Source organism: Dysgonomonas sp. 37-18 (assembly GCF_001899125.1).
Lineage (GTDB): Bacteria > Bacteroidota > Bacteroidia > Bacteroidales > Dysgonomonadaceae > Dysgonomonas.
Genome location: NZ_MKVC01000024.1, coordinates 1 through 20,828, shown reverse-complemented (window position 1 = coordinate 20,828; position 20,828 = coordinate 1). Strand labels below are relative to the sequence as shown.

Genomic DNA, 20,828 nt, shown 5'->3' with positions numbered 1-20,828 from the left:
CTCAGACAAGATACGGATAGCTTTTTTTTAATAGAGCTTATGCTATTCACTCACCATACTTTCGATAATTCTTCTAAGATTTTATCATTTCCGGGATATCCTGTAGTTTCAAAAACTTTCTTACCGTTCTTGTCAAAAATCATATAGGTTGGAATTCCATCTATATTATATTTCTTTTCCAAAGCACCCCATTGTAGATCTGTAAGGTAATAATGTAGACCACCGATCTCAGGCAGCATGCTTGTCCATTTACCCTTAGGCGATGTTTCTCCCGAAATATATACAGAAACAACCCCTTTCTCTTTCATTTGAGGTTTTATTGGTTTTATTGTTTTCATAGCCATCAGGCACGGGCCGCACCACGTTGCCCAAAAATCGACAAAAACAACTTGTCCCTTGTATTTAGCAATAATAGATTCCAGTATTTTATCATTTGTCACAACCGGTGTTGATTCAATCATAAAACCACCCTTTGCCAATGCTGCTTCCTGTTCTCGCTTACTTTTTTCAAAGATTTGTGTATATACCTCTTTATAATACGGTGTTGAAGCTTCAGACAATTTCTTTTCATCATCTGACGTTAGTTCTTCCAAAAGAAAACCTTTCTTTATTATTTTTGAAACCTTTTCCATGTCTTGGAAATATCCGGATTTAGTATCTGTTATCTCTTCGATACTTAAATCAGCAGGTTTACTATTCAGCAAGCTTAATACCGTATAACTAAGATCATCAGAGTAAACGAACATCGGGTCATTAAGATTTACTTTTTTAAGAGCAAGAAAATCTTTTTCTGTTGCTTTAGGAAGAGTTTTTTCAACAGGTTTATTCCAATCCAGTTTGTTCTTTTTGCGATAGCTCAATTCGTATACTCTGTGTTTCAGAGATATATTGTTTATAAGAGAACTTTTTAGATTATACTTCACAATTTGCTTCATAGCCTGAGGCAGGTCCGATTTTTCAACTTTCTGTATCTTTTCGTCATAAAGCCCAAAGATGTAATCAAGGTACTGCTCGCTGTCCATGTCCAGAATTGCCGGATCGCTAAGATCCCAATATGCATGCAACATAAAATTATAAGCAATCACAGAATCTTTGTATTGTAAAAGCTGTGTATTCAGCTCGGATAATCCGCCGGTGAATCCTCCGAAAGCTAAATCCGGCTGCGGGTTATAGCGAGAATTCCGTTTTGAGAAAGCCGTCGCATCATAATACACTTCCATATCTTCTCCCGGGTTGAGTATTACCTTTATCGATATATTATTACAAAAAAGATATCCTGTGGATGTAGAATACAGGTCTATATCGAAAGTGTATTTCCCATCTGATTCTTTTTTTCCTGCAACTTCATCCCTTTCCTGTGCAATTATATTTTCTACGCTAAGCTCGGGTTCGCCTATTGCATACCCATCTTTTAACCCTGTCAGGTATAAAGTGACTTTTGTCCTGCCGGACTTAAATACAGGCTCCGGTAGCTTGTAATCTTTATTGGTTTTATAATTCAATACATTATCAGGTAAAGAGGGTTTATAAGCTTTAGCTTTTCCTGTAAGGTCGATATCCCATATCTTGAAACAATTATCACAATCAGATTCAATAAAGTCTATTGTTTTAGTTCCTTTTGGTATCGGCGGAAAGAATAGTGTAAAATGAGTCTCGCCACTCTCGGGCATCCAATGCTCTTTATTGAGTTCTATGCTATCTGCTCCTGTTATTATATACTTTTTTCCATCAGCTTGAATATACGTCGCCGAATCTATCCGAATCCAGGTTTCCGGATAAGAATAAGCATCTATATACAAAATTGTGGCTGAATCAGTCAGGATGATCTTGGCTATTTCAATCGTTTTTGTATTCTGTAATCCATACACAGGTCTTTCTATTATTTTAGGACCGGGTTTTGTACACTGGGTTATAGATAAACTCAAAAGAAGGAGAAAAAATAAATAAATTGTTTTCATGGTATTGTTATTATGATAGTTAGCAATACAAAAGATTTTCCTAAGTTAGTTAAATAATCCAGACCAGAATCATTTGTAATAAACTATGTCATGAATTATAAGATATATTCTTTGCTATTTTTATTACTTTTGGAATAAAATATCTAATATATCGTTTAACCTGTTCTTCGCAATAAAAAGGTAACACGTAAAAACAATCAAAAAAGTGTCACTTTTGTCACCTTTTTGAGATTATAGATATAATGAGACTATCGAACAATAAATATATAACTCAATGAAAAAAACAGTATTAATTGCTATGACAGGATTTTCAATGTTGTTTGCAGGCTGTGGAGGAACGCAAAAAGCATCCCATGGAGAGGCTGCATTGACAGACTCTGTTCCTGCTGATTTTAAATATGAGGTTGATGCCTTTGCCGATCTCCAAATTCTACGTTATTACGTTCCCGGGTTCAATAACCTTTCGTTACAACAAAAGGAACTGGTCTACTATCTATCGATGGCAGCCATCGAAGGGCGTGATATTCTTTACGACCAAAATAATAAATACAATCTGGCTATCCGCCGTGTGCTCGAAGCTATATATGAAAATTATAAAGGTGACAAGAATACGAACGATTATAAAGAGTTTGAGGTTTATCTGAAACGTGTTTGGTTCTCTAACGGTATACATCACCACTATGGAGAAGAAAAATTCCTTCCGGGCTTTTCTAAACAGTTTTTTGCCGAACAGGTTAAAGCCTTACCTGATGATCTGATTCCAAGAACCAGTCGTTCGGGGGATGAATCTGTGAATGCTGATGATTTTATTAAAATGATTACTCCTGTCATGTTTGATCCGAATGTGATGGCGAAGAAAGTAAATCAGTCGGGTAACGACCTAATTCTTTCTTCAGCTAATAACTATTACGGAGAAGGCGTCACTCAGAAAGAAGTACAGGCTTTCTATGGAGCTATGAAAGATACGACAGATCAAACTCCGATTTCTTACGGACTTAACAGCCGCCTTATAAAACAAGGGAACAAGCTGGTAGAAGATGTGTGGAAAGTAGGAGGTCTTTATTCCCCTGCTATTGAACGAATCGTAGGATGGCTGGAGAAGGCTGAGGCTGTAGCTGAAAATGATCAACAGAAAGCTGTTATCACTAAGCTGATTTCTTATTATAAAACAGGAGACTTAAAGACATTTGACGAATATGCGATAGCGTGGGTAGAAGATCTGAAATCTCAGGTTGATTTTGTAAATGGTTTTACCGAAGTATATGGTGATCCGCTAGGAATTAAAGCAAGTTGGGAATCGGTGGTAAACTTCAAGAATGTAGAAGCGACCAAACGGACAGAAGTTATCAGCTCAAACGCTCAATGGTTTGAAGATCACTCTCCGGTAGATAAACGTTTCAAAAAAGAAAGTGTGAAAGGGGTATCTGCAAAAGTAATTACAGTAGCTCAACTGGGCGGAGATTGTTATCCTGCAACACCTATAGGTATTAATCTTCCTAATGCCGACTGGATACGGAAAGATCATGGGTCAAAATCGGTGACAATAGAAAATATAATGGAGGCCTACGACGCTGCTGGAGCACATACAGGCTTTAATGATGAGTTTATGTGGTCTGAGCGTGAAGTTAACTCCGTAAAGCAATATGGTTTTATAACAGACGTATTGCATACCGACCTTCACGAATGTTTAGGACATGGCTCGGGTAAATTGCTACCGGAGGTTGATCCGAATGCATTAGGAGAATTCAGCTCGACAATAGAAGAAGCCCGTGCCGATTTGTTCGGACTTTATTTCCTTGCCGATCCTAAGCTTGTAGAACTAGGCATAATACCGAATGGCGATGCATACAAATCAGAGTATTACAAGTTTATGATGAACGGTCTTATGACTCAGTTGGTGAGGATAGAGCCGGGTAAGAATATAGAAGAATCGCACATGCGCAATCGTCAGTTGATCGCTAAATGGGTTTATGAAAAAGGAAAAGCAGACAATGTAGTCGAATATAAAGTGAGAGACGGAAAAACATACGTTGTAGTGAACGATTACAATAAATTACGTACTCTGTTTGGGGATCTGTTAGCTGAAATTCAACGTATAAAATCGGAAGGCGATTTTAAAGGGGCAAAAGCGATTGTAGAAAATTATGCTGTCAAGGTAGACCAAAAATTGCATAGTGAAGTTTTAGCTCGTTATAAGAAGTTGAATATGAAGCCTTACAAGGGATTTGTAAACCCTACTTTCGAATTGGTGAAAGATAGCAATGGTAAAATTACAGATGTGAAAATTAATTATAAAGAAGGTTATGCAGAGCAAATGATTCGATACTCGAAAGAGTTCTCTTCATTGCCAACATTCAATGATTAATGTTTTATAGACGTTAAGATAAATGCAAAAAAGATCGGAAATTATATCTCCGGTCTTTTTTATTTATATATTTGCTATGCTAAACACCATAAAAAACATGTACTAGACGCAAATGAAAATCTTAATTATATCATCAATCTTCTTTCTTTCAACTCTTCCCTTGCTTTCGCAGTCCAAAAAGGATATTGCGGCACAAAAGGGAATAGAAGCAGTAAAATTAATGGACTGTGGAAAAGTAGAAGAAAGTATCACTCTGCTTAAGGAAGCTCAAAAGCTTGATCCGGCCAATATTGTGTATCCTTACGAAATAGCTTATGCGCATTGTCTCGAAGAAAATTATGAAGAGGCTATTAATATTTTGAAACCGATACAGGATAATGAAGAAGCTTCGGATACATTTTTCCAGATGTTGGGTATTTGCTATAACTCTATAGGAAATAATGAAGGTGCAATAAAGACATTTGAGGAAGGTATAAAGAAATTCCCCGATTCAGGTGCTCTTTATTTTGAATTAGGAAATGTGTATATGGCTCAAGATGAAAAATACACTGCACTGTCTTATTTTGAGAAAGGAATCGCAGCAGACCCTAAATATCCGTCTAATTATTATTGGGCAGCTAAAATATATTTAGATACAGAAGATGAAGTATGGGGGATGCTCTACGGTGAACTGTTTATGAATCTGGAGCGTAATACACATCGCACAGTTGAGATGAGTAAGTTGCTCTATGAGACATATAAGAGTGAGATCACGATTGTGAGTGACTCTGCTGTGTCTGTCAGTTTTTGTAAATATGCAGGACTGGATTTAAAAAATAATTCGGAATCCTCTTTTGGTAGTGGGATTTACGAACCAATCCTTATGTTGTCTCTTCCGCATGTCAAAACTTTAGATTTGGCTACATTGAGTACGATTCGCACTAATTTTTTGAATATCTACTATAAAAATAATATAGAGAATATATATCCAAATGTACTGCTCGACTATCAAAAGTTGTTGATGAATGCCGGACACCTTGAAGCCTATAACTATTGGATATTGATGCAGGGAGATCCTTCCGAATTTCTTCAGTGGAAGTCTGCGAATGAAAGTAAATGGAAAAGCTTTACAGACTGGTTCTCCAACAATCCGATCAAGCTGTCTTCTAAAAACAAGTTTGTAAAAGATCAATATTGATTTTTTAAAAGAATTGGAGCTTCAAACCAAACGATAATCTTAAATAGTCTTTTGGTTTAAGGTACTTGTTCGTAAAGGCACTTGCAAGATATAAGTCATTTGTACTTAGTTCGTAAAAAGCCGTAACAGACTTAGCAAAAAAACGCTTTTCGTGTGGAATCTTATACGTAAGCCTTTGCCCTATATAGACATTAAAACGCATCTTCGTAGAGAACGAATAGTAATCGTTTGGATATTTGTCGGGTTCACTTATCCAGAAATCTCCGTTAAGAATAGTGTTGATATACAAGCCACAGGCTAGCGGATCTATATAGAATCCTTTTGTCCCTATTGGCTTTGTCCAGGGAATAAAGTTTTGCTTCAAGGTAAATGTTATCTTATTTTCTTTTGTTGAGTATTTGGGAAGAAATCCAAAGAATACATCCGTTTCCCACTGATTGTTTTTTCCATAGTCCCATCCTGTTCCTATGGATATAAGCCCCATCCCGCCTGCATACTGAAATTTTATATGTGTAGGAATGAGATTGGCCCACTGGTTCTGATATTTTTCTACACGTTTTTCGTAGCCATTCTGAGAATAACCGGATAGGTTGAATAATAGGACGAGTGATAAAAAAGATATATATTTAATAAGCGACCACTTCATAGTTATAGGTGTTATCTGAATTTAATGTGAATAGTAAATATTTCTTTTTAGCTATATTGGGTGTGCCATAATAGATTATTCCATCATCGAAGAGATCGTCTACTGCTATGTTGTGATCGTGAGCATTGAGGCAAAATTGAAGATTCGGAAATTCTTTTATATAGCGTTGAAATACATTGGCTATATTGTTGTTGAACTGCTCCGAAAAAGGACGGACATGCATTGCCATTACTGTTTTATCGTATTCATCCTTCTTGTCTTTTATTTCTTGTTCTATAAATTGAAAGTCGGGTACAGGGAGCGAATAATCAAATTCCAAGGCATTGGTGTTTAAACATACGAACTTCGTCCTTCCGGCAATGAAAGAGAAATTTTCTTCACCAAAAACTTTCCTGAAGACTTCTATTCCATTTGCGAGGCAATCGTGATTTCCCAATAAGACTACATAAGGTACTTTCAGTTTGTTTAGAATATCCCGTTGCCATAGAAATTCTTTGGTAAGGCCAAAATCTGATACATCACCTCCGTGAATGACGAAATCTATATCGTTTCTTTTATTTAGTGCATTCACAAAAGCCTCTGTTTCATCATACCATCGTTGGGTGTCGCCAATCATAGCAAACCGTATTGTTTCTTTGTTTCTACAAGTTTCCTCTATTCGTGCTATATTCTTTTTGTTGATATCTGTTTTCCCTGAAATGCGACCATCGTACGGATGATATTCGATCATCTCGCATGACTGAAATATACATAAAATACCAAGCAATAATATTCCTATCGATTTTTTCATTTAACTTATTATTTGGAGGTACAAGAGTACTGCCAATAAATATAATTAGGAAAAGAAGGAAAGGCCTGTGCAATTTTATTGAGCTTTTTTAAGGATGTTTTAACGAAAAGTCCTTATCTATCCTTGATTCTTCGTGTCAACTATTCTGTAATAAATGATGCTTAGTGATTACTTGCGAAAAATATTCAGAGTTGTATCGTCATCGATAGAAACCAATCTCCAAGAGTAAAATAGGGACGTGATAAAAACAATAAAGAAGCGGAAGATAATGGCTGAGATATCTTATTTCGCACCTGTCACTAAGCTGTTTATGTATATATGTGAAAAGGCTTCTTTGTTAAGGCTTATAAATAGGAGAGTTAATCAGGCCTTGTCTAATTAAATAATGCTTACCTTTATTTTCAAAATATATAACAATGAAGCTAAAAGAAGAACAAAAAAACAAATCGGTACTGACAACCAGTTATGTACTAACAAACGGATCTCCGATAACCTTCGTTCTCTATGATGAAGACGGAGACTGGCAGTTGTTTGGGGATGATGAAGTTGATGACGAAGAGGATGCTTATCTGGTATCGGTAGACGAGATATTGGAGATGGAACCGATATTAAAGAAACTCCCTGATTTGCAACCGGGACAAGCTGCTACAAGAGAAAAAGATAGTACTCGCTGGTTTATAGTCGAGGATGAAGAATAAGGTACTCTAAGTCCCCGCGAAGAGTTATTGTCGTATTTTATATAGATATGTGACTAAGCATTTCCTTTTCTAAAGGCATTGAGATGTGAAGATGAGGTACGGCAATAAATACTTCAACCGCGACTTACCATCGCAGAATAATTCTTTCGCCTAATTCTTTTGCCAGAATCTTTTTTATTTCGTCCATTTCCTTAAGCTTTTGCATAAGGATAATAGCCCCGTCCCAGTCTTTCTCCTTTTGTTTCTTTTCCAGATCTTCTTTGATCTCCTTCATCTGTTTAGATATATGAGCATCTTTTAACTCGGTAACTGCACGAGGTACGTTTTTCCAGAGATGCTTTTCTTCGGCAAGAGGGGTGTCTTCCTTTTTAAGATTCTCACCAAATTGTTTTATATGCAGTTTACTCAACTGATATCTGTCGCTTACCAACTCGGCTGCAATTTTGCTTATATGTGCGTCTGTATGCGCCAGAAAGTAACGGCTAGGGTTGAAATATTCATTAGCCGAGTGCTCTATTGCATCTTCCAGTATTGTTTTATACAAAGGATTCGTAAACCAAAAACCATCTCTTTGCAAGTCAAATTTCACCCAATCTATTACGGTTGTCGGCATATCGCCTGTTGCCGGATTGTTTTCTCCTCCTTCAATCAATATTTCCATTCCATACCGGACAATGAAATAGAGTATCGCCAACTCAAACTTATCAATGTTGGTCTTTTTTACAACGGGTTTTCCTCTATGCGCTTCAGGCTGTGAGAGGTCAACGTTGATTGCCGATAGTTCCGGATCTATTTTCGGCTGAGGAGCCTTCTCTAGGTGAGCAAGCCTTTTCTTATTTACTTCCTGAATAAGTATCCGTTCGTCTATATTCAGTAGTATACTGCAATCTTTTATATATACACTGCGTATAATGTTGTCAGGAATAACCGCTATACTGCTTACTATGTCGGAGATAAGGGTTGCTCGCTTTATAGGGTCATTACCCGCATCATCTAATAGTAATTGTGTTTTGAAGCGTATGAAATCCACTTCATGTTCCTGTACATATTTTGTCAGCGACTCGGCATTTTGTTTACGTGCAAATGAATCGGGGTCTTCACCATCAGGAAGGAGTACCACCTTTATTTTCATTCCCTCTTCAAGCAAGAGGTCTATCCCTCTCAGTGCTGCTTTTATACCGGCAGCATCACCATCATATAGTATAGTTACATATTCTGTAAAGCGATGTATGAGCCTGATTTGTCCGTGAGTAAGTGCTGTTCCTGATGACGCAACTACATTTTCTATACCCGCCTGATGCATCGATATCACGTCGGTGTATCCCTCTACCAGATAGCAGCAGTCGGCTTTGGTGATAGCCTGTTTTGCAAAATATATTCCATATAGTTCGCTTCCTTTGTGGTATATTTCACTTTCGGGAGAATTTACGTATTTTCCTGTGTTCTCTGCCTTTTTTAGAATACGTCCGCCAAAAGCAACAACTTTTCCCGATAATGTGTGTACGGGAAATATAACTCGCCCTCGAAAACGGTCGATGAGAGCGCCGTTACTCTCACTTTTTATAGTGAGACCTGTTTTTACAAGGAATTCTTCTTTATAGCCATTTCTTATAGCTTCCTGCGTGAGGCTGTCTCTTTGTTCGAGACTGTATCCGAGTTGGAATTTCTGTATAATATCTTCACGGAATCCTCTTTCTTTAAAATAACTTAGACCTACAGATTTACCCTCGATATGTTCATGCAGAGTCTTTACAAAATGATTTCGGGCAAAGTCATTTAATATAAATAGACTTTCACGCTCGTTATAAGCCTGCTTCTGCTCATCGGTTAACTCCCGTTCTTGTATTTCGATGTTATACTTCTTCGCCAGATAACGGAGTGCATCGAAATAAGAGAGCTGCTCATGCTTCATAATGAAGTGAACAGCGGTTCCTCCTTCGCCACAAGCAAAGCATTTACATATATTCTTGGATGGAGAAACGTAGAATGATGGAGTTCTGTCTTCGTGGAACGGACACAGCCCTACATAGTTTATACCTCTACGCTTGAGCGTAACAAACTGAGATACTACATCCACTACTTGTGCAGCATCTATTATACGGTCTATGGTGGCTTGATCTATCATTGTTATTTACTAACACGAAAGTAATAAAAATATCCCAGTATAGATATTTTATATTTCTATGCCAAAGTTAAATTATACTTATCGGTCTTCCTCTTTCGTGAATATTCTACACAGTGTCTCTTATGGTTAGGTTATTGGTCTAGTGTAGAGATTTTTTACAAATTTTAGCAATGAAGATTGATCTTATTGGTAGATATATTTGTTACTATTTTTTAAGATTCTATCTATCAAGTATGTTTACTTATAAAGAACAAGCTATATTTGTAAATATTTCGGATAAAAATCTCGTATGATTGAAAGAATAAAAGAGTTTGTAAAAAGAGTAATTCGATTTCTTACGTATGATATCTGGCGGATAAACAAGCGCGAGAGATCGTCTCGTAAAATGGGATTGTACGATATTATTAAGTCTTTTATCCTAGCCATCAGGAATATTGATGGAGAGCAACTTTTTACACGTGCATCAGCATTGACATATAGCACCTTACTGTCTATCGTCCCCATGCTAGCTGTATTGTTTGCCATAGCTCGAGGCTTTGGTTTTCAGAATATTGTAAAGACTCAACTCTTTAGCTATTTTGCAGGACAAGAGGAGATATTGAATAAGGCGACAGCTTTTATCGACAAATCGATCGAATATGCTCAGGGTGGGATTTTCTTGGGCGTCGGCGTCATCTTGTTATTGTATACTGTAATCAATCTGCTTTCGAATATAGAAGATAACTTCAATAAAATATGGCAGATAAAAAAAGGACGTACCTATTTTCGGATGTTCACGGACTATCTGGCTCTTATCATTATTGCGCCTGTTTTTCTTATATGCAATGCCGGGGTTAATATTCTTTTGAGCACTACAGCCGAGCAACAGTATATACTGGGACTGGTTATTGGTCCTTTTATGAAAGTAGTTCCTTTTCTTATTACCATTTTACTCTTTACAATACTATATATCTATATTCCTAATACGAAGGTTAAGTTTACCAGTGCCTTATTAGGCGGTGTGTTTACGGGTATATGTTTTCAGGTATTCCAAATGCTGTATATCGGTGGTCAGATATGGATCTCTAAATACAATGCTATATATGGTAGTTTTGCTGCTTTGCCTTTGTTGTTATTATGGTTGCAACTGACATGGTTTTTTGTTTTGTTTGGTGTGCAGCTATCTTTTGCTTATCAGAATGTAAATAAGTTTAGTTTCGAACATGAAACTTCTAAAATAAGTCGTCGCTATAAGGATTTTGTTGCATTACTAATAATGACTTTGATTGTTAAGCGGTTTGAAAAAGGAGATATGCCTTACACTGCTGATGAACTTTCGGAGCAATATAAAATTCCGACAAAATTGACTAGTGATACTCTTTTTTATTTGCAGGATATCGGGCTTATTGTAGAGACTCCATCTCAAAACGCATTAGTACCCGCCTTTATACCCGCATTGGATATCAATCATATTACCGTAAGTTATCTGTTTGAGAAAATAGAGATGTATGGCTCAGAGGATTTTGTGATTGATACAAATGTAAAATTCAGGAAAGAGTGGGAGACTATTTTAGAAATTAAAGAGCTTTCGGATAGCGAAAATGGGGACAAACTGCTCAAAAATTTATAATTCATACACGTGAAATCAGGTATTCATAATCTTACCGAGGGAAAAATATTCTCTACCTTAATACGTTTGGCTTTACCCCTGATGGGTACAAGCTTTTTACAGATGGCTTACACGCTGATGGCTATGTCGTGGGTTGGCAGGCTGGGTACTGTGTCTCATCCCGAAATAGCAACCAAATCGGAAGCTGCAATCGGTGCTATAGGTATGTTGTTGTGGTTGACTTCATCGGTCGCATATCTGGCTATGATCGGATCGGAGGTCGCAGTCGGTCAATCGATAGGTGCGAAGAAAATGAAACGTGCAGCTATATACGCCTCACATTCTACAACTACCTCTATTGTGCTTAGCGTGGTATGGGTGTCTACACTCTTTATTTTTGCTAATCCTATCTTATCTTTTTTCAAACTATCTGCTGATATTACAGCCGATGCGGTACTTTATTTACGAATACTCACTATTAGTCTTCCGTTTCAGTTCTTGTCATACAATTTCGCAGGGATATACAATGGTGCAGGGCGAAGTACTGTTCCTTTCAAAAATAATGCAGCCGGGCTCGTGTTAAATATGATACTCGACCCTATTTTGATGTTTGGTATGGGGATGGGATTGCACGGTGCCGCTATTGGCACAGTTGCTGCACAATTGTTTGTGTTTTCTTTGTTCTTTTATCAGATTAAATATGGTAATCGTATTTTAGGCGATTTCTCCTTCTTTATTAAGCCGAAAGGTATTTACCTTAAACGCATAATTTTTCTAGGAACGCCTGTCTCTATAATGAACTCATTGTATGCCATCATTAATATGAACTTGGCACGTGTTGCTTCTATTCATGGTGGGCATCTAGGCATGATGGCTCAGACAACGGGAGGACAGATAGAGGCGGTTACGTGGAATACATCACAGGGATTTTCTACGGCGCTGAGTGCCTTTGTTGCTCAGAACTATGCTGCCAATAAATTGGAAAGAGGTAAAAAGGCATATATCTATACGATACGTGTTATGTTTACGTTAGGAATTTTTGTCAGTATTGCATTTATTTTGTTTGGTGCTCAAATTTTTGGAATTATTGTTCCTGAAGAGAATGCTATGCGAGCCGGAGCCGAATATTTGTTTGTTATGGGGTTGGTTCAGATTTTTATGATGTTTGAGTTGACTACACAAGGTATGTTTAATGGTATTGGCCGCACAGTAGAGCCTGCCGTGATAAGTATCACATTCAATGCGCTACGCATCCCTTTGGCTTATTATCTGGCTTCGCAAATGGGCATTGTTGGGGTGTGGTGGGCAATTGCTATATCTACGGTATGTAAAGGCATAATACTGCCTGTTTGGTTTACGGTAGTCTATAAAAGAGTACAAAAACGAAGACCTAAGATAGCATAATCAGAATAAAAAAAGAGGCTTTAAAGCCTCTTAACTATTTATATATTTGCTGTGGGTTATGATTTATCAGACGCTCTTCTGCCAGTCGTTCAAACTTCGTACCCGGACGTCCATAGTTGCAAAACGGATAAATACTAATGCCTCCACGTGGCGTAAATATTCCTACCACTTCAATATACTTCGGATTCATCAGTTCAATAAGGTCTTTCATCATAATATTTACACAGTCTTCATGGAATGCCCCATGATTGCGAAAGCTAAATAAGTATAACTTAAGACTCTTGCTTTCTACCATTTTCACATCAGGTATGTAGTTGATGTGTATTGTTGCAAAATCGGGTTGTCCGGTAATAGGGCATAGGCTTGTAAACTCCGGGCAATTGAATGTTACCCAATAGTCATTTCCCTGATGTTTGTTTTCGAAGGCTTCTAATACATCAGGAGCATAATTATCTTTATATTCGGTTTTTCCGCCTAAATGGCTAAGTCCTTCTATTGTCATATTATAGTTTTGTCTTTAGATAGTTGTCTAATCCTTGTTTACGCAATTTGCAAGAAGGGCAGTGTCCGCAACCATCGGCAATGATACCGTTGTAGCAGGTCAGGGTTTGAGTACGAATGATATCGAAAACACCCAGCTCATCAGCTAATTGCCATACTGCAGTTTTGTCTCTCCACATCAATGGCGTATGTATCTGGAAATGTTCGTCCATTGCCAGATTAATAGAAGCATTTGCTGAAAGTATAAATGTATCTCTACAGTCGGGGTAACCACTGTAGTCAGCTTCTGAGACTCCTGTTACAATGTGGCGTATACCGTGCGAGCGAGCAATTACAGCCGCAAAAGTAAGAAATAATAGATTGCGTCCCGGTACAAACGTATTTGGATAAGAGTCTGCCGGTTTTTCCTGATCCATGACAATATCGCTTGTCAAAGAGTTGACGGATAGTTGGCTGATAATAGATGCATCCAGCAGTTGGAATGGTACATTGGCTTTTTCGGCAATAGCATTTGCTACTTCTACCTCTTTGGAGTGACGTTGCCCGTAGGTAAAACACAGCGTACGAACGGATGCGAAATTTTCAAGTGCCCAGTAGAGGCATGTTGTTGAATCTTGTCCACCCGAAAACAAGACCAACGCTGATTCTGTTTTATTCATTCTATAACTTTGTTTTTTACGTGGTTAATCCTAAGATACACGGAGGAGAAATCTCTCTTCGGCTACAAAAGTAATGAATAATAGGTGAAAAATGAAAAGTGAAAACGAAAAAGAGCTGTATCCTTATTTTGGGGATACAGCTCTCTTTGATACTTTAAGATTATTTATTGGGGCTTGATTCCATTTAGCAGTAGAACCATACCGATTATACTCTGTTGGATTGTTTCACCATTCAGGTTTTCAGTGTTTTTAGATATGTTTTTTTTAAACGGTCCGGGAGTGGCAGACTCTTGTCCGATTTTTTTATCACCATTATAGTAATTTGCCGAATCCAATTCTATAATGATATAACCATCTTTTTCGCTGAAATTTTTCCAGTCATCAAAGTTGATTCTCTTTCCGTTCCGATAGGCTTCTATCCTGTATTTATCCAAATCGATTGATTTAAAAAAAGCTTCTTCGCTTCCTGCTGCATTTATCATATCCTTTTGTTTTTCATGGGATATGGCATATGCAGCTATCATTCTGCGTTGTATTGTTGCTGCGTTTAAATTTTTGGTGTTTTCTGCAATGTGAATTGTTCCTCCGTGAGTATAGGATAGCATTTTATCACCTTTGTAATAAAATGCGGAGTCTGACGTAACAAGAATCTTGCCGTCTTTTCTTTCAAAGTTTTTCCATGAATTAAAATCGATTCTTTTGCCCTTTTTGTAGGCTTCTACCCTATACTTTTTCAGGTCGATAGTGTCGGAAGGGTGGGTGACAGTTTTTTGTTGTTCGACGTTTATTTCCGTATTTTCGGCTACCTCAGTTTTCTCATCAGTCTTGTCGGTCTTTTGCGAATAAGCATTTTTTTCTATACCTTCAGCGTCTGAAAGCTTGTCCAATTTACTTGTTAGTTGAGGGTGGGCAAAAACTGATACGGCAATTGCAAATACAGGAACCAGAAGTAGATACTTCATTTTTGCATGCGGATTGTTGTTTTCTTTTAACATCATAGTGATTCTTTTTTCGAGTTTACTGTGGTTAAAGCTGTTGGTCATAAAGGTGAGATGTTGTGAGCCGACAGCTTTTTTAATTAATAAAATTTGATATGTTTTAGCATCGATGCCTGATTTTAGTACACAGTTATCTGCTTCAAATTCGTGAACATTACGCAGTTCTCTTCTAAAAAGCCACGCAAAGGGGTTGTACCATTGAAAAAGTACGAAAAGCTCTGAAAAGAGTAAGTCGAATGAGTGCCTATTCCTTATGTGCGATAATTCGTGAGTCAGTACTATTTCTTTGTTTTCATTATAATCTTTTCGAGATATAATAACGTAATTCATCCAGCTGAATGAAGGGATGTCTTTATCTGTAATAAGAATATTGATCCCCTCTGTTTTCAGTCTTTCGCATCCCTTTATCATAGCCAATATGTGCAAAGTAGAGTAAGTGTTACGTATCAGTATAAAGAGTGCTCCTGCCAGATAAATGATTCCCACTATCCTAATCCAATCTATTGTTGCATGTTCTGCGACTACTATAGAAGTGGCGGAGGTGGCGGGGATGAATTCTATCGGAGCCGATTCGCTGGTCAGTGATGATTCGTATGCGGCAATGGTCTGATGTACTTCGTTTAGTGCAGAGGTTTTTATTTTTATAAGAAAGATAAAAAGGCTGCTGATATAAAATAAAAGAATACAAAATCTGTTTATTCTGAAAAATTTATTCCGGCTATATACCAGTTTATATATTATATAGAAGAAGAATAAAGCACAGGAAACCTTGGTGCTGTATATTAATAAGTCTGCCATCACTTTTTATTTTTAGCTGCATTTTCCACTTTTTCTATTAACCCCTTTAGGTCTTCGACGGAAATTTTCTCTTCTTCGACAAGTGAAGATACTGCTCCCAAATAAGAGTTGTTGAAGTATTCGCTGATTATCTTTGTCAGTGTGTTTTTTTTGAAGCTATCCTTGCTTACCAGTGCATAATACCTGTAAGCTTTTCCTGTAGGTTCGTAGCCCACATAGCCTTTGTCCTCAAGTATACGAATTAATGTTGATATTGTGTTTACATGAGGTTTTGGGTCATCATACAGATCTTGAATGTCTTTGACTCGCATAGGACCTTGCGACCAAAGAATGTCCATTATTTCCTCTTCTTTTTTTGTTAGGTTTTTCATGTTAGATATTTATTTAAAACAAATATAACTAAATGTTTTAGTTGTAACTATGTTTTTTAGTTAAAAGGTGTTCTCTGAAGAATTATTGTATTCAAAATCAATGTTTAGCTATATTTATAGTAGTGTATTATTTAAGACGAAGAAAAAGAGTGATTAATAAAAGCTAATTTTTCTTAGATTAATTTTCTTAAAAAGAATAATTATTATACTTTTGCACTCACCAAACGACTCCGTAGCTCAGCTGGTAGAGCAATTGACTCTTAATCAATGGGTCGAGGGTTCGAGCCCCTCCGGGGTCACAGAAAGCCAGAGTCAAATCTGAGCCAATGAAAATGAAACCTTCTAAATAGTAGATTTAGAAGGTTTTTCTTTTATATGAATACCTCCCTAAATCGTTCCTAAGTCATTACTTATAAACTTATTATATTGATTAAATGATTGAATATCAATTCAAAGATGGTATAAAAAACGACTCCTCCGAGGTCACAAAAGTCAAAGTATAGACTAAGACAAATTAAAGAAAAGCCATCTGAGAATTAGATTTCAGGTGGCTTTTTATTGTTTTTGAAAGACAGCTTAGGATGATAAAAAAGACATTTAAAAGCCATAAATCGTTACTAAATCGTTACTATTTTTTGACACTAAATTTTAGTAACGATTTACTAAATAAACATCTCATTTACTACAAGTTGTCATAGAGTTGTCTAAGATTCTTCAATAACAAAAACTGTAATTTGTAACATTAAAATTGAAGATTATGAAGTCAACATTCAGAACACTTTTCTATTTAAGAAAGAATCAACCTAAAAGTAATGGTATGTATCCGATTATGCTCCGGATAACGATCAACAGTAAGGTTACACAATTTAGCACAAAGATTGATATTCATCCGAACCAATGGGATGCAAAAGCCGGAAAAGCAAAAGGTAGAACAGAAGAAATTGCAGAAATAAACAGAAAACTCACCAATCTATCCTCGCGTATAGACAAAGCATACAATAAGAGAATGGAAGAAAATGGGTATGCTCTTCCCGAAGAAATAAAGAATGATTTATTGGGTACAGATACTGCTCATAAAACTTTAATATATTATTTTACCAAACACAATGAACAATATCAGCAAAAAGTTGGTAAAAATACGACATACACTACATACAAAAGATATGAATTAGTTAAGACAAGACTGATTGAGTTTTTATCAGAAAAATATAACCTAACAGATATCTCTATTCGAGAAATGAATACTATATTATTGGAAGATTTCTATTTGTACCTCAGAAATAAATCAGAAATAAATAATAATACTGCAATGAAGTTCTTACAACGACTACGCAGGGTTATTAATTTTATTATAAAAGGGCATGGAGAAACAATTCCAGATCCATTCATAAATTTCAAATTTCATTATGATGAAGTTGAGCGGGAAATATTGACTTTAGATGAGATTAATACAATCTACACAAAAGTATTCGCATCAAAAAGATTATCTCAGGTCCGTGATATTTTCATCTTTTCATGTTTTACGGGACTTTCTTACATAGATGTTTTTAACCTTGCAGAATCTAACATTCAACAAGCTTTTGATCAAAGTTTGTGGATAATGACTAAAAGGAGTAAGACCGGAGTAAAAGTCAATGTACGATTGTTAGATATTCCTTATAAGATACTTGAGAAGTATAAAGGAAAACAAAAGAATGGAAAAGTATTACCTGTAATTACTAATCAAAAAATGAATGATTATTTGAAAGAGATAGCTGCAATTTGTAATATTGATAAAACTTTAACTTTTCACATAGCCAGACATATACATTTTTGTTTTCGGCTGAAAACTAGATTGTTATAAGATTATTTTCAGTGATAGGTAACGATTTAGAAACCAGCTTAGTTCTTAGATATGCTTAATTTCCTCAATATATAAAGAGCAACTTATCTTTTGTAAAGATATAAAATTTTCGTTTTAGAGAACTGAATTTCTTAGATTTTCATCTTCAAATGGAATTTATGTGGTAGTAAAAAAATGATACTATATAGTCAAAGTTAAGATACTAAAAAACTTTTCCCCTTTCGCTACTCTTTGAAAACTTTAGATTAATATCTGGATATTTTTCTCTAAGATAATTTACAAAATAAATATTCGCAAATATGCGAATTAAAATTATATTCGTATATTTGCGAACTATAAATATCAAATTTATGTCAAAGAAAGAATTAACAGCCGATCAGGAACAACTTGCACGCTTTGCGAAGGCATTAGGACATCCTATTCGCATTGCTATCCTTGAAATGCTTGCCAATCAATCATGCTGCTATCATGGCGACATGTCAGAGATATTACCTATCGCTAAAAGTACACTGTCACAGCATTTGAACGAGTTAAAAGATGCAGGATTGATTCAGGGGACGATTACATTACCCACCGTGAAATATTGTATCAATAGCGAGAACTGGAATAAAGCGAAAGAACTGCTTAGTGACTTTTTTACTCAATTACAGAATACAGACGATATTTGCTGATATTATGAACATCAGATTTGCAACAAAAAAGGATATCCCTGCTATTAAAGAACTGTTCCGTTCAACTATCCTTTCAGTCAATTTAAAAGACTATATACCCAAACAGGTCGGATGCTGGGCTGCAAGAGGAGAGGATCCCAGTGTATGGGAGGAACGTATTAATGAGCAATACTTCATACTTGCCGAGGAAAACAATACAATATTAGGGTTTGCTGCCCTAAAATTGTCAGGGTATTTAAATTTTATGTTTGTTCATAAGGACTATCAGGGAAAGGGTGTTGCATCATTCTTACTTAAGAGAATTGAGGAATATGCACGGTTGAAAGATATTTCAGAAATAACTGCTGATGTCAGTATTACAGCCCAACCTTTCTTCTCAAAAAAAGGCTATATTATTTTGGAACAACAGACCGTTTGCATTGGTATTTCCATGACAAACTATAAAATGTCAAAAGTTTTATCCTGATATTTTTTTAAGACAAGCATTCGTTATTCGACGAAATAGGAACTGTTAGTGTAAACGCGAAATTATAAATAATATGAGAATTTTAATTCTGTGTACAGGAAATAGTTGCCGTAGCCAGATGGCACACGGATTTTTACAAGCATTCGATCCTTCATTGTCTGTTTATTCCGCAGGGACAAAAGCAAGCGGAAAGGTAAACCCAAAGGCAATAGAAGTCATGCAGGATGCAGGTGTAGATATTTCACACCATACATCCGATAGTGTGGAGCAATATATGAATGATAAATGGGATTATGTGATAACCGTTTGCGGTGGTGCAAATGAAAGCTGTCCTGCATTCTCGGGAAAAGTAAAGAACCGTCTGCATATCGGTTTTGATGATCCGTCCGAAGCTACGGGAACACCCGAATTTATTCAATCCGAGTATATTAGGGTAAGGGATGAAATCAAAATAGCATTTTATGAATTATACACCGATAAGATAAAAGGTCATGAGTAAAAAGAAAATGAGTTTCTTAGATAAGAACTTAACACTTTGGATATTCCTTGCGATGGCTATCGGTGTAGGATTGGGGTATTTTATCCCGTCTTTCAGCAGCTACATAGATTCCATGTCGAGCGGAACAACAAACATTCCTCTGGCAATCGGTCTAATCCTGATGATGTACCCGCCATTGGCAAAAGTAGATTACAAACAACTGCCGAAAGTTTTCAAGAATGTCAGAATACTGACTGTCTCGTTAGTCCTGAATTGGATTATCGGACCTGCCCTAATGTTCTTACTTGCCATTCTCTTTTTACACGATTATCCCGAATACATGGTGGGGGTTATCCTGATAGGTCTTGCACGGTGTATTGCAATGGTGCTTGTATGGAATGATCTGGCAGAAGGTAATACAGAATACGGTGCGGGACTTGTCGCCCTGAATAGTATTTTTCAGGTATTTTTTTACAGTTTTTATGCGTGGATATTTGTAACAAAACTTCCTCCCTTGTTCGGTTTTGAGGGTACAATCGTGGATATATCCATAGGTACAATAGCCGAAACAGTAGCTATCTATTTGGGTATTCCTTTCCTGATAGGTATTCTAAGCCGATTGATATTAGTTAAAATAAAAGGGGAACAATGGTATAAAGAAAAATTTATTCCTACAATCTCTCCAATTACTTTAATCGCCTTACTATTTACCATAGTATTAATGTTTAGTCTCAAAGGAGGACTGATCGTACAAATACCATTAGATGTAGTGCGTATAGCAATACCATTATTAATCTATTTTGTAGTGATGTTCTTCCTCAGCTTCTTTGCAGGAAAATTAATGGGGGCGTCTTACGATAAAAATGCTTCGATAGCTTTTACAGCCACAGGTAACAACTTTGAACTGGCTATTGCTGTTGCTATTGGTGTCTTCGGCTTGCATAGCGGACAGGCTTTTGCAGGCGTAGTAGGCCCATTGGTGGAAGTTCCTGTACTTATCCTGTTGGTAAACATTGCCTTTTGGCTAAAAAAGAAATATTATAAATAAAATAACTACAATACTTTTAATATGAACACGAACGAAGAAAAGAAAGCTTTGGTAAAACAAAGATATAGTGAATTGGCTTTGAATAGTGATGCTTTAAAATCCGGTTGCTGTTGTGGAACGAACCCTGCAACTCCTTCAAAAAAAGTCTTTACAATTATGAGCCAAGACTACAGCGGGCTTAAAGGATATGAAGCCGATGCGGATTTGGGTGTAGGCTGTGGATTACCTACTGAGTATGCAGGTA

18 protein-coding genes, 1 tRNA gene and 1 pseudogene are annotated in these 20,828 nt (G+C 36.6%); 12 read left to right on the top strand and 8 right to left on the bottom strand.

All coding sequences use genetic code 11. The features are described 5' to 3' along the window. Positions 1–50: 50 nt before the first annotated feature. A complete protein-coding gene (locus tag BGO84_RS09425; RefSeq protein ID WP_291028925.1) occupies positions 51–1,958 on the bottom strand; it encodes a TlpA disulfide reductase family protein in 1,908 nt (635 codons plus the stop codon). A gap of 274 nt (positions 1,959–2,232) precedes the next feature. Between BGO84_RS09425 and BGO84_RS09420 the strand changes: the two genes are divergently transcribed. Next, positions 2,233–4,323: a dihydrofolate reductase gene (locus tag BGO84_RS09420; RefSeq protein ID WP_291028924.1), complete on the top strand. Its 2,091-nt coding sequence runs from the start codon at positions 2,233–2,235 to the stop codon at positions 4,321–4,323. A 112-nt stretch (positions 4,324–4,435) separates the two neighbouring features. Continuing rightward, a complete protein-coding gene (locus BGO84_RS09415; protein ID WP_291028923.1) occupies positions 4,436–5,500 on the top strand; it encodes a tetratricopeptide repeat protein in 1,065 nt (354 codons plus the stop codon). Positions 5,501–5,504: 4 nt separating this feature from the next. Here BGO84_RS09415 and BGO84_RS09410 read toward each other — a convergent pair whose 3' ends face one another. Both BGO84_RS09410 and BGO84_RS09405 read right to left on the bottom strand, forming a co-directional pair. Next, on the bottom strand, positions 5,505–6,146 hold the full coding sequence (locus BGO84_RS09410) for a hypothetical protein (RefSeq protein WP_291028922.1): 642 nt from the start codon (positions 6,144–6,146) through the stop codon (positions 5,505–5,507). After that, positions 6,127–6,936: a metallophosphoesterase gene (locus tag BGO84_RS09405; RefSeq protein WP_291028921.1), complete on the bottom strand. Its 810-nt coding sequence runs from the start codon at positions 6,934–6,936 to the stop codon at positions 6,127–6,129. Before BGO84_RS09405 ends, BGO84_RS09410 begins: the two co-directional genes overlap by 20 nt. A 416-nt stretch (positions 6,937–7,352) precedes the next feature. On the opposite strand from BGO84_RS09405, the gene BGO84_RS09400 reads away from it, so the two are divergent. After that, positions 7,353–7,634 (top strand): hypothetical protein, encoded by a 282-nt coding sequence (locus BGO84_RS09400; RefSeq protein WP_006844569.1) that lies wholly within the window; start codon positions 7,353–7,355, stop codon positions 7,632–7,634. A 124-nt stretch (positions 7,635–7,758) separates the two neighbouring features. On the opposite strand, the gene dnaG is transcribed toward BGO84_RS09400, so the two are convergent. After that, complete coding sequence (gene dnaG, locus BGO84_RS09395) at positions 7,759–9,759, bottom strand: DNA primase (RefSeq protein ID WP_291028920.1); 2,001 nt, start codon at positions 9,757–9,759, stop codon at positions 7,759–7,761. 289 nt (positions 9,760–10,048) lie between these two features. On the opposite strand from dnaG, the gene BGO84_RS09390 reads away from it, so the two are divergent. Both BGO84_RS09390 and BGO84_RS09385 read left to right on the top strand, forming a co-directional pair. Beyond that, the gene (locus tag BGO84_RS09390) at positions 10,049–11,368 is read left to right on the top strand and encodes a YihY/virulence factor BrkB family protein (RefSeq protein ID WP_291028919.1); all 1,320 of its coding nucleotides are present in this window, start codon (positions 10,049–10,051) and stop codon (positions 11,366–11,368) included. A gap of 9 nt (positions 11,369–11,377) precedes the next feature. After that, positions 11,378–12,751, top strand: a complete 1,374-nt coding sequence (locus BGO84_RS09385) for an MATE family efflux transporter (RefSeq protein ID WP_283686882.1) — start codon at positions 11,378–11,380, stop codon at positions 12,749–12,751. 34 nt (positions 12,752–12,785) lie between these two features. Here the strand turns inward: BGO84_RS09385 and queF are convergent, their stop codons facing one another. The 4 genes from queF to BGO84_RS09365 all read right to left on the bottom strand — a co-directional run bounded on the left by queF (position 12,786) and on the right by BGO84_RS09365 (position 16,078). Next, entirely contained in the window at positions 12,786–13,253 is a 468-nt protein-coding gene (queF, locus tag BGO84_RS09380; protein WP_135103505.1) for a preQ(1) synthase, read from the bottom strand. Between the two features lies 1 nt (position 13,254). Continuing rightward, positions 13,255–13,911 (bottom strand): 7-cyano-7-deazaguanine synthase QueC, encoded by a 657-nt coding sequence (queC, locus tag BGO84_RS09375; protein WP_291028918.1) that lies wholly within the window; start codon positions 13,909–13,911, stop codon positions 13,255–13,257. 164 nt (positions 13,912–14,075) lie between these two features. Continuing rightward, on the bottom strand, positions 14,076–15,707 hold the full coding sequence (locus BGO84_RS09370) for a M56 family metallopeptidase (RefSeq protein WP_291028917.1): 1,632 nt from the start codon (positions 15,705–15,707) through the stop codon (positions 14,076–14,078). Then, on the bottom strand, positions 15,707–16,078 hold the full coding sequence (locus BGO84_RS09365; RefSeq protein ID WP_135103511.1) for a BlaI/MecI/CopY family transcriptional regulator: 372 nt from the start codon (positions 16,076–16,078) through the stop codon (positions 15,707–15,709). Before BGO84_RS09365 ends, BGO84_RS09370 begins: the two co-directional genes overlap by 1 nt. A gap of 226 nt (positions 16,079–16,304) precedes the next feature. Between BGO84_RS09365 and BGO84_RS09360 the strand changes: the two genes are divergently transcribed. From BGO84_RS09360 to BGO84_RS09330, 7 genes and pseudogenes are all read left to right on the top strand, one after another. Further along, a tRNA-Lys gene (locus BGO84_RS09360) sits at positions 16,305–16,377 on the top strand. A 458-nt stretch (positions 16,378–16,835) separates the two neighbouring features. Beyond that, positions 16,836–17,921 (top strand): site-specific integrase, encoded by a 1,086-nt coding sequence (locus tag BGO84_RS09355; protein ID WP_291028916.1) that lies wholly within the window; start codon positions 16,836–16,838, stop codon positions 17,919–17,921. A 350-nt stretch (positions 17,922–18,271) separates the two neighbouring features. Further along, positions 18,272–18,592: a metalloregulator ArsR/SmtB family transcription factor gene (locus BGO84_RS09350; RefSeq protein ID WP_291028915.1), complete on the top strand. Its 321-nt coding sequence runs from the start codon at positions 18,272–18,274 to the stop codon at positions 18,590–18,592. A 4-nt stretch (positions 18,593–18,596) separates the two neighbouring features. Beyond that, the gene (locus BGO84_RS09345) at positions 18,597–19,058 is read left to right on the top strand and encodes a GNAT family N-acetyltransferase (RefSeq protein ID WP_291028914.1); all 462 of its coding nucleotides are present in this window, start codon (positions 18,597–18,599) and stop codon (positions 19,056–19,058) included. Positions 19,059–19,131: 73 nt separating this feature from the next. Further along, complete coding sequence (locus tag BGO84_RS09340; protein ID WP_291028913.1) at positions 19,132–19,557, top strand: arsenate reductase ArsC; 426 nt, start codon at positions 19,132–19,134, stop codon at positions 19,555–19,557. Next, positions 19,550–20,584, top strand: coding sequence for an ACR3 family arsenite efflux transporter (arsB, locus tag BGO84_RS09335; RefSeq protein ID WP_291028912.1), 1,035 nt, complete (start codon positions 19,550–19,552; stop codon positions 20,582–20,584). Before BGO84_RS09340 ends, arsB begins: the two co-directional genes overlap by 8 nt. A gap of 21 nt (positions 20,585–20,605) precedes the next feature. Beyond that, positions 20,606–20,828 (top strand): annotated as a pseudogene (locus BGO84_RS09330) (arsenite S-adenosylmethyltransferase); the annotation flags it as partial.

Bases quoted from the DNA above. Each gene is read 5' to 3' on its own strand.
- BGO84_RS09425 (WP_291028925.1), bottom strand. From the start codon at position 1,958: ATGAAAACAATTTATTTATTTTTTCTCCTTCTTTTGAGTTTATCTATA.
- BGO84_RS09420 (WP_291028924.1), top strand. From the start codon at position 2,233: ATGAAAAAAACAGTATTAATTGCTATGACAGGATTTTCAATGTTGTTT.
- BGO84_RS09415 (WP_291028923.1), top strand. From the start codon at position 4,436: ATGAAAATCTTAATTATATCATCAATCTTCTTTCTTTCAACTCTTCCC.
- BGO84_RS09410 (WP_291028922.1), bottom strand. From the start codon at position 6,146: ATGAAGTGGTCGCTTATTAAATATATATCTTTTTTATCACTCGTCCTA.
- BGO84_RS09405 (WP_291028921.1), bottom strand. From the start codon at position 6,936: ATGAAAAAATCGATAGGAATATTATTGCTTGGTATTTTATGTATATTT.
- BGO84_RS09400 (WP_006844569.1), top strand. From the start codon at position 7,353: ATGAAGCTAAAAGAAGAACAAAAAAACAAATCGGTACTGACAACCAGT.
- dnaG (WP_291028920.1), bottom strand. From the start codon at position 9,759: ATGATAGATCAAGCCACCATAGACCGTATAATAGATGCTGCACAAGTA.
- BGO84_RS09390 (WP_291028919.1), top strand. From the start codon at position 10,049: ATGATTGAAAGAATAAAAGAGTTTGTAAAAAGAGTAATTCGATTTCTT.
- queF (WP_135103505.1), bottom strand. From the start codon at position 13,253: ATGACAATAGAAGGACTTAGCCATTTAGGCGGAAAAACCGAATATAAA.
- queC (WP_291028918.1), bottom strand. From the start codon at position 13,911: ATGAATAAAACAGAATCAGCGTTGGTCTTGTTTTCGGGTGGACAAGAT.
- BGO84_RS09370 (WP_291028917.1), bottom strand. From the start codon at position 15,707: ATGGCAGACTTATTAATATACAGCACCAAGGTTTCCTGTGCTTTATTC.
- BGO84_RS09365 (WP_135103511.1), bottom strand. From the start codon at position 16,078: ATGAAAAACCTAACAAAAAAAGAAGAGGAAATAATGGACATTCTTTGG.
- BGO84_RS09355 (WP_291028916.1), top strand. From the start codon at position 16,836: ATGAAGTCAACATTCAGAACACTTTTCTATTTAAGAAAGAATCAACCT.
- BGO84_RS09350 (WP_291028915.1), top strand. From the start codon at position 18,272: ATGTCAAAGAAAGAATTAACAGCCGATCAGGAACAACTTGCACGCTTT.
- BGO84_RS09345 (WP_291028914.1), top strand. From the start codon at position 18,597: ATGAACATCAGATTTGCAACAAAAAAGGATATCCCTGCTATTAAAGAA.
- BGO84_RS09340 (WP_291028913.1), top strand. From the start codon at position 19,132: ATGAGAATTTTAATTCTGTGTACAGGAAATAGTTGCCGTAGCCAGATG.
- arsB (WP_291028912.1), top strand. From the start codon at position 19,550: ATGAGTAAAAAGAAAATGAGTTTCTTAGATAAGAACTTAACACTTTGG.